General features: G+C 35.4%; 7 protein-coding genes and 1 pseudogene. 5 read left to right on the top strand and 3 right to left on the bottom strand.

Going from position 1 to position 9,017, the window contains the following annotated elements; translation table 11 throughout:
• The first annotated feature begins 241 nt into the window (after positions 1-241).
• From ACQKMD_RS21180 to ACQKMD_RS21170, 3 genes are all read left to right on the top strand, one after another.
• Entirely contained in the window at positions 242-886 is a 645-nt protein-coding gene (locus ACQKMD_RS21180; protein ID WP_427754492.1) for a formylglycine-generating enzyme family protein, read from the top strand.
• A 354-nt stretch (positions 887-1,240) separates the two neighbouring features.
• The gene (locus ACQKMD_RS21175) at positions 1,241-1,384 is read left to right on the top strand and encodes a hypothetical protein (RefSeq protein WP_427754487.1); all 144 of its coding nucleotides are present in this window, start codon (positions 1,241-1,243) and stop codon (positions 1,382-1,384) included.
• 615 nt (positions 1,385-1,999) lie between these two features.
• The gene (locus ACQKMD_RS21170) at positions 2,000-5,164 is read left to right on the top strand and encodes an SNF2 helicase associated domain-containing protein (RefSeq protein ID WP_427754491.1); all 3,165 of its coding nucleotides are present in this window, start codon (positions 2,000-2,002) and stop codon (positions 5,162-5,164) included.
• A 183-nt stretch (positions 5,165-5,347) separates the two neighbouring features.
• Here ACQKMD_RS21170 and ACQKMD_RS21165 read toward each other — a convergent pair whose 3' ends face one another.
• A complete protein-coding gene (locus ACQKMD_RS21165; RefSeq protein ID WP_427754486.1) occupies positions 5,348-5,974 on the bottom strand; it encodes a class I SAM-dependent methyltransferase in 627 nt (208 codons plus the stop codon).
• A gap of 517 nt (positions 5,975-6,491) precedes the next feature.
• Here ACQKMD_RS21165 and ACQKMD_RS21160 point away from each other — a divergent pair.
• Entirely contained in the window at positions 6,492-6,725 is a 234-nt protein-coding gene (locus ACQKMD_RS21160; RefSeq protein WP_427754489.1) for a hypothetical protein, read from the top strand.
• Between the two features lie 796 nt (positions 6,726-7,521).
• On the opposite strand, the gene ACQKMD_RS21155 is transcribed toward ACQKMD_RS21160, so the two are convergent.
• Both ACQKMD_RS21155 and ACQKMD_RS21150 read right to left on the bottom strand, forming a co-directional pair.
• Positions 7,522-7,686: a DUF1540 domain-containing protein gene (locus ACQKMD_RS21155; protein WP_427754485.1), complete on the bottom strand. Its 165-nt coding sequence runs from the start codon at positions 7,684-7,686 to the stop codon at positions 7,522-7,524.
• A 490-nt stretch (positions 7,687-8,176) separates the two neighbouring features.
• A pseudogene (locus ACQKMD_RS21150) lies at positions 8,177-8,296 on the bottom strand (RsiV family protein); the annotation flags it as partial.
• Positions 8,297-8,526: 230 nt separating this feature from the next.
• Between ACQKMD_RS21150 and ACQKMD_RS21145 the strand changes: the two are divergent.
• Entirely contained in the window at positions 8,527-8,985 is a 459-nt protein-coding gene (locus tag ACQKMD_RS21145; RefSeq protein ID WP_427754483.1) for a TetR/AcrR family transcriptional regulator, read from the top strand.
• Positions 8,986-9,017: the final 32 nt, after the last annotated feature.

Genomic DNA, 9,017 nt, shown 5'->3' with positions numbered 1-9,017 from the left:
GATGTTTAGTGTGGTAACTTACATTTTACACGGAATCGTTATGGGCGTTTTCTATTTTGTCTTGGTGTTGCACTTAATATTACAATTCGTCATATCAAAACATCAACTGTTATCACGGCCATCAAAAAAGTGGATGGACCCTTTAATGATGTAGCAACAATGTCTGTGGAATTTATAAAATCATGATCATTAGGAGGAAAGAAAAGTGTCAAATAAAATAAAGAATTACATTGACTATCCAATGGTGAAAATTCCGGGGGGAGAAATAGAATTAAGAGATGATAGAGTAAAAAGTAAATGGAAAGTTGAAATAAGACCGTTTCTTCTTGCTAGGTATCCTGTAACTATGAATTTATACTATGCTATTACAAATAAATCACATAATTCTTTTGACGGAGATCTAAAACCGGTTGTGAATATTTCTTGGAATGATGCAATTTCTTTTTGTAATCTACTTTCACAGAAAGCTGGATTGAAAGAGTGTTACTCTATAAGTAATGATAGTGAAAACATTATATGTGATTGGGAATCAAACGGCTACCGGCTTCCCTCAGAAGCAGAGTGGCAATATGCATGTAAAGCAGGGACTACTGGATATAGATACGGAGAGCTTGATAAGATTGCCTGGTATAATCAAAATTCAGGAGGCAAAATCCAGGAAGTAGGAAGAAAGGAACCGAATGCATGGGGTCTACATGATATGTTAGGAAATGTTTGGGAGTGGTGTTGGGATTTATATGATGAAGAAGTGTACGGCTCCTACCGAATTTTCCGAGGAGGTAGCTGGGCTGAAGAGACCAGGGGGTGTGGAGCAACGTGTCGACGTCGTAGCCATCCGTCGTTTTTTATAGACGACCTTGGATTCCGTCTTGCCAAGTCCTTTTAACTTTTCGAACAAGCAACTTTCGAAGTTATACAGTGTAGCTAACCGCCCTTTTGAAGGGTACTGAAAAAGTCCATAAAATGAATTTTAGCCATGGTGGAAACGATTAATCGTTTCTTCCAGGGCTTTTTCTTCGATGCCGTTAATTTCCGTTCCGGCGGACGCTTTCCTGGGGACGAATCTTGAGCCTCCTCGTCGCTAACGCTCCTGCGGGGTCTCAAGATGTTCGCTAGTTCCCCAAGGAGTCGCCGCCTGCACTCCAATCAACTAGTTTTATCGTTTTTCTGAGTTTTTCATTCTTTCCGATTCACACCTAACCCTTTATTATGAAAGGACTAATTCAAGGTGGTGCTGTCCATGATTTCCGAACAAGAAACATTCACTCTAAGCCCTTATATGACGCTTTACGCTGTCTATCAATTCGATGAAATGATAAAAGGGAAATTTCCATTAGAACCAACTTCAAATGGAATCACAGAGGAATTAGCATATTATCGTTAAGTCGTGGAAATTGTAGAAACACAATCCAAATAAAACAACTTTTGATTTTTATCAAGATGCCGGTATGTCTGTCTAACTGGGTATATGGCGATTCGAAAAGCGAGAGCGAATAAAAAGACGTAGGTAAAAATCAAACACAAACGTATTACTTTGACATACAAAAATGTAAGGTTTGTCCATGACAAGATGGCTGTATAGCGCTTTTTCGCTAAGTCTTTGAATCTTTCCGTTTCTTGAAAAGCTGCTTGCTCTTCATGTTAAGGTAATTTATGGAAATTGAATACGTTTTTCTTTTGCTTTATAAAAATTGAAGCGAGGAATAGTGAAATAAAAAATCCGCATGGCTACTATACAAAATCAATGGGTTTATTTGGCCTGGAAGTCCAAGGAGCTACAACAATATTTGCGGTGAATTCGAAACGTATATAGCTTATATTTAAGTTAATAGGGATTAGAAATTGTAAACCGATTTTAAAGAAACTCAAACTTAGCTATATCCGAAGTAAATGACAAGTAAAATGTTTTGCCTTAGATGATTTGTATGAGAAAATAAATAATAAGTTATTAAATATGAATACGTGTAGTGTATTGTCGAAGCTGAGAAAGGACCGAATGATGGATTTTTTAACTAATGAAACAAATATAAAGAATTTGTGTGGTGAAGTCGCTTTTAAAAAGGGTAAATCTTATTACCAGACGGGAAAAGTAAATGTTCATTCTTTTCAACAAGGTGATTCGATAATTGAAGCCTGTGTAAAAGCGGGAGCTGATTTTGATGTCACGGTGGAAGTAGATTCTGATGGAGAAATCGCAGCCAAGTGTAGTTGTCCGCCAATCGGGTTTGTTAAAACTTATTGCCAGCATATTGCAGCGGTCCTATTAGCTATTGAAGAGACACAGCAAATTGAAAACGCCTTGGCTAACAGAATGCTAGGCTTATTTGAAAAAAAAACGAAGCAACCAAGTGCCCATCGATTGCATTTTGACAATAGGCAGTCGCTTAATGTTGAATTTACGTGCCTGCCAGTCTTACTGAATAACGAGGAGTATATATTCGGAATTCAGTTAAGGGTAGGTATTAATGCATTACATGACATCACGAATGTATCACAGTTTCTCAAAAGACTTGAGCTGAGAGAACCATTTGAATATTCGCCAGGATTGATATATGTACCTGAGCATCACAGCTTTCCAAGAGAATCGGATGATATCCTACAATTTCTGATAAGAAGCCAACGTGTGAAAAGTAATATGGACTTACATGATGAGATGATACTAATTTCTGCAACGGATTGGGAGCAATTGATACCCTTATTAACTAAGGCATCTGCAGTACGATTTATGATGGAAAATAAGGTTTATGAAGGTGTAAAGTTTGGTCAAGAACTTCCTTTAGGTTTTGAATTTGATGAAGTGCATACAGTTGACTATCACCTGAAAGTTAAAGGCCTAGAACAGATAACCGTATTAAAAGCTTATGGATATGCCTTCTCAGAAGGCATATTGTACAAAATTCTTCAGGAAGACTGTTACCGCTTAGCAGGATTAAAAGAAATGTTAGATCAGTCTGGAACACACCAGCTCGTTATCTCAGAAAATCAAATTGATCATTTTATGAGAAATGTTATACCTGGTTTGATGAAGTTAGGGCAGGTGACTATTGCCGAAAGCGTTTCAAAAAGAATGGGGGAAACGCCACTTAAAGCCAAATTATTTCTGGACAGAGTAAGGCATAGATTGCTAGCAGGTTTGGAGTTCCATTATGACCAAGTCGTCATCAATCCTTGTGAAGAAACTCATCAACCATATCCACATATCCCAGGGATTAAGCGTCAGCGTACTAAAGAAGAACAAATTATTAAGCTATTGCTTGATAATTCATTTACTCAAACACCTGGTGGGTTTTATTTATACGATGAAGAAGCGGAATATCAATTTTTGCATCATAACATTGCTGACTTAGAAAAATTGGTTCAAATCTATGCGACAACTTCCGTGAAGATGCGTATCCATAAAGGGTATACAGGTCCGAGGATAAAAGTTGAAGTAGGAGAAAGAACAGATTGGCTTGCTTTCCGTTTTGATATCAAGGGAATATCAGAATCCGAAATTCAAAATATACTAACCTCATTAGAGGAAAAAAGAAAGTATTACCGAGTTCCTAATGGCACATTAGTATCGTTAGAGACCCCCGAATTCATGGCGCTATACCAAGTCATAAGTGATTTGGAGCTATCTGCAAGAGATTTTCAAGGAGAAGAATTACGAGTTCCATTAATTCAGGGGATGCAATTAATCGATTCACTTGAACAAAGTAAATTAGTGGATCCAGGTGAAAATTTCGTTAAGCTTATAAAAAACTTAAAAGATCCCGAAAAAATAGAGAGTGCAGTACCAAGTGCTTTAACTCCAATACTTCGCGATTACCAAAAAGTTGGTTTTGGTTGGTTTAAAATGCTGGCTAAATATAAATTCGGGGGCATTCTTGCAGACGATATGGGGCTAGGAAAAACACTTCAAAGCATTGCTTTTATCGAATCAGAACTACAAGATGTCCGAGCTCAAAAAAAGCCGATATTAATTATTGCACCTTCGTCTCTCGTCTATAATTGGAAGAATGAGTTTGAAAAATTTACTCCCCATATAAAGGTGCAAATTATTGATGGCAATAAAGTCACAAGAATGTCCTTATGGAAGGAATCTATTGAAGCAGATGTAATTATTACTTCTTATCCGTCATTACGAATGGATTTAGCCCTTTACAGCAAGCAGACATTTCATACATTGTTCTTGGATGAGGCTCAAACGGTAAAAAATCCAGTTACCAAGACCGCAAAATCAGTGAAAATGATTCAGGCAGATTACAGATTTGCACTTACAGGAACACCAATAGAGAACTCTTTAGATGAGCTTTGGTCTATATTTCACATCGTGTTTCCAGGATTATTGCCAAATAGAAGGGTTTTTAGCGAATTAAGTCGAGATAATGTGGCGAAAAGAGTACGTCCTTTTATATTACGACGTTTGAAAAAAGAAGTTTTGAAAGAGTTACCAAATAAAATTGAAACAATGCAATTTTCGGAGTTACAAGAAAAGCAAAAACTATTATATTCAGCCTATTTAGCTGAATTGAAAAACGAAACTTTGAAGCATTTAAGAAATGGTAGTTTTCAAAAAAATCGCATCAAATTTTTAGCTGGTCTAACTAGACTACGTCAAATCTGTTGCCATCCCTCTTTATTTGTTGATGACTATACAGGAAGTTCAGCAAAGTTCGAACAATTAATCGGAATTATAGATGAATGTCGTCATTCGGACAGAAGAGTGTTAGTCTTTTCGCAGTTCACTCAAATGCATAGCATTATTAGACGCCATTTGGCCTACCAAGGTGTACCTTATTTTTACTTAGATGGGCAAACTCCTCCCGAAGATCGTGTGGAATTATGTGAACGATTTAATAAAGGAGAAGGGAATGTTTTTCTCATTTCTTTAAAAGCAGGAGGCACCGGGTTAAATTTGACAGGTGCAGATACAGTGATACTTTATGATCTTTGGTGGAATCCCGCGGTCGAGCAGCAAGCGGCAGATCGCGCCCATCGGATGGGGCAAAAAAATGAAGTTCATGTAATCCGTTTGGTGGCAAAGGGTACGATAGAAGAGAAAATATATGAGCTTCAACAAAAAAAGAAGCACCTTATAGACGAAGTAATTCAGTCTGGCGAAGATTCTTTAACCTCCATGACAGAACAAGAAGTAAAAGATATATTGATGATTGATTAGCATAAGTAAATTCAAACGAAGGAATTGCAAAAAAGCACAACCCACAATTTTTTAACGAATTGTGGGTTGTACTTTTGTTTATTATGAATGAGTAAAATTACTGTTTAGCCACAGACAGAACGATAGTAGACCTCTTTAAGTTGTGTCATAACTATCGACTAATTATCTTTTTGTTAGAATAATTTACTTTGAAATAACGAATAGACCGCCACAATGAGAGATAGGGTGAAATTCAATTTTAGCTAGATTTTGCAATGAAGATTTTATTTCTTCATAAACAAAATAAAATTCATCATCATCCCAATATTCAATACTATCTTTTCTGCAATTTTCAAGTTCTGCTTGTGTTTGAAAAGCTATATCACCAATTAATATTTTTCCATTTTCAGAAAGTAAAGATAGTAAACTCTCAATAAAAATCACTTTTTCTTCTTCTGATAAATGGTGTAATGTATACGTACTTACAATAAAGTCATATTTATTATCCATTAATTGTTCGGGTAAACCATTCGATATATCCCACTCCATTAGATTAGCCAGTGGCATCTTAGTTTGGGCAATTTCAATCATCTTAGCAGAAAAGTCTAAACCATCTATTTGATAATTATTTTCATATAGTTTATTTGTTAAAACACCTGTCCCGAAACCTATATCTAAAACCCTAGCTTGCTTTTCTTGCATTACTTCATTAAAAATAGCGCTCAAAATTTGTTTATATCCTGCAAATGGATACAAATTATTATCTTCACTTACTTGTACAGTTTGATCATAATCATTTGCCCACAAATTAAATCCTTGTTTATTAAGCATAATGCTCCTCCTATAATGTGGACGAGCTAATTTAAGCATGTTAAAAAATAAATGCTTAATTATTCGCCCATCAGTTCTCCTAAGTTCTTATGATATTGAGTTGTAGTAATGTTTTTCATCATAAACGCCACCTTTCTTAGATGAATCAATATTATCATATTTCTGAATACCAAACAACCATATCCTGCTATTAAGGGTCGAAATTGGTAGAGTAAAGAGTTGTTAAAGAATTAGCTATGAAAAGAAAATTTGTGACTTTCCATTGCCTTGTTTTTATTAGAAGATGGAAGGAAGGTGCTAAAAAAAATAGTTATGTATTTTGTATTAACTATATACAGACTGTGAAAAAAAGCGGAAATTCAATTCGTGGAAAGAGTTAAAGGGAAGATGTTGTACTCATTTTGTCTTGAAAAAAAGTGGATTTATTGCTAGTACGTACTCATGAACGCCTATTGTTTGCCATATATTGAAACAAAAATGTTTGATTAAGGAGGAGCATGTTATTTATACAAAAGAAATGCGCTTACGGAGAGTTCAACACCTAGCTCATGAAATTATGGATGAGATAAATACAAGTAAAGAGCAGAAACAGTTTGATACGTTGAGTCCTGTGATTGATAATCTATCTCGAGCAATCGGTGACTTAACAGATCCATTTGGTAACTACTCGTTAGACTATATTGAAGAAAAAGTGAAAAATGCCCACTACCTATTATTTAAAAATGAAAAGGTTAATGTTAATACTTATTAATAATAAGAATAGGAAAGGGTGACCATATTAATGGTTACCCTCACGTAGGATAGATTAGGTTTTCCAAAGCTTACCACTCGCTTTCCGCGGGCGAGCGCCGAGCCGCTTCGTCGCTAAGCTCCTGCAGGGTCTCGTCTGTCTCGCTATTCCCGCAGGAGTCGAGCGGACGCTTCTCCAAACCAATAAAATGTTGCCTTCTAATTTTCTATTGACTCATTCAATTAAATAGACTTCAGACTGTAGACAAACTGCGAAGAAATTCGAGTTTTCTATAGTCTTTTCATTTTTATACAGGATAGATTAGGTTTTCCGAAGCTTACCACTCGCTTTCCGCGGGCGAGCGCCGAGCCGCTTCGTCGCTAAGCTCCTGCAGGGTCTCGTCTGTCTCGCTTTTCCCGCAGGAGTCGAGCGGACGCTTCTCCAAACCAATAAAATGCTACTTTCTACTTTTCTATTGACTCATTCATTTTAATAGATGTCAGACTGTAGACAAACTCGAAGAAATTCGGATTTATCTACAGTCTTTTTATTTATCTACAGGATAGATCAAGTTTTCCAAATCTTACCACTCGCTTTCCGCGGGCGAGCGGTAAGTTGCTACGCTCCTGCAGGGTCTGGAATGCCTCGCTTTTTCCGTAGGAGTCGAGTGGACGCTTCTCCAGATCAATAAACAAGGTCCAATTACGAAGTGAAAATTGGTCTTTATAAGATTTAATGAGAAAGATTTAAGAAAAAATTTAAAGGCAGTTGGAATGAGCTCAATCCAACTGCCTTTTGTCTGCAATCTTAGGGTATCCTAATTAAGTTCTTCTTCTGGTGAGAATGTTTTACAATCTGTTTCTTCACTATTGGATGCTTGTTTACCTTTTTGACTAACTACATAAATTGCAGCTGCAGTACATTTGTTTCCAGAGCCCCAAAACGTACAGTTATTAACTTCGCAAAGAATCTGTTGAGTCATAGTATCACACCTCCTCTTTAGTTATCATTAACAAAATTGAAGTGATTAATACTTGATTTAGAAAAGGTGTACAACGAAAAATAATTTCTGTATATTTGTTAGTCTAGAAGATAAAAAAGAGCCAACTTTAAAAAAATTATTTGTAAGCCTTAATCATTTTCAAAAACTTTAAACTACTTCCATTTGTATTTGCATAAAAGTATTAACATCATTAATCCCATTTTTCTATATACATTAATTGCTCTTTGATTGAAAGTTGCCACTGATAATGTTATTTCATTTGGGAGTATTTTGATTCAGCAAACTCTAATCCCGCCTTTAGAAATTCTATTCCAATGCCATTACCAGTTAAATTGGGTCTCATTCCTAAGCCTATATCTAGTATGAGTATCTACTTTACTTTAAAGTAAATGTCAAAGTAATTAGGATAGTTATTTTTTGTGAGGCAATAGAAAACAATACTTCTGTATTATACTTCTAATTACTAACCCTATTTTAAATATGCATTGCTAACTAATTGATCTTGGATAACTTCAGTTGGAATAATAAACTCCACTATACCCATATAACCAGGCGATACTTCATATTTATCAAATGAAATAACTAATTTTTGTCAAGCGTATCAAATTTCATTGTCGTTGAGGAAGAACCTACATAATATACCTATTTAGCTAATTTGACTAAAGAATATAAAAGGGAAGTACAGTAGTTTTTAGTTTTTTTATTTTAAAACAAAAAAACGATTAATTTGTATAAAAAATAATTTATTTAAGTAATAATGGTTGACTAAAACTAAGTAATCTTATAGGCTTTATTTGACTGACGAATCAATCAAGGGAGTTGACTATCATTCAAACACAAGATAAACGCAAAAAAGAACGTCAACAACAGCTTCTTTCTATTGCTTTAGAATTGTTTGCAACACAAGGTTACGATAATACGAAGATTTCGGATATAGTAGCAAAAGCTAATGTATCTCAAGGAACGTTTTATTGGTATTTTAAAAGTAAAGAAATGATTGCTGCCCAAATGTTGAACGAAGGTCGTTTAGCAATATTAGATACAATTTCAATGGGCTATCGATCAGAAAAGGCTTCTATACAAGACTCGTACATATCATCTAGACATCTTTTTGAACAACTTTTTAACTTTGCAGGGAAAAATCAATATTTTATGGGAATCCTACTTAAAGGAATACATTCTCAACCGATTTTGCAACAGCAAGTAAATGAGATAAAAAACATACTAACATTAGTAGTACAAACCATGGCCATGGTTTGTGCTACTATTTTTTTATAGTAGAAGTGAAGGAAGGTCGCACAGCTCTTTGG

It is taken from the genome of Viridibacillus sp. NPDC096237 (genome assembly GCF_050278625.1).
Classification (GTDB): Bacteria; Bacillota; Bacilli; order Bacillales_A; family Planococcaceae; genus Viridibacillus.
This window is presented reverse-complemented; position numbering and strand designations above follow the sequence as displayed.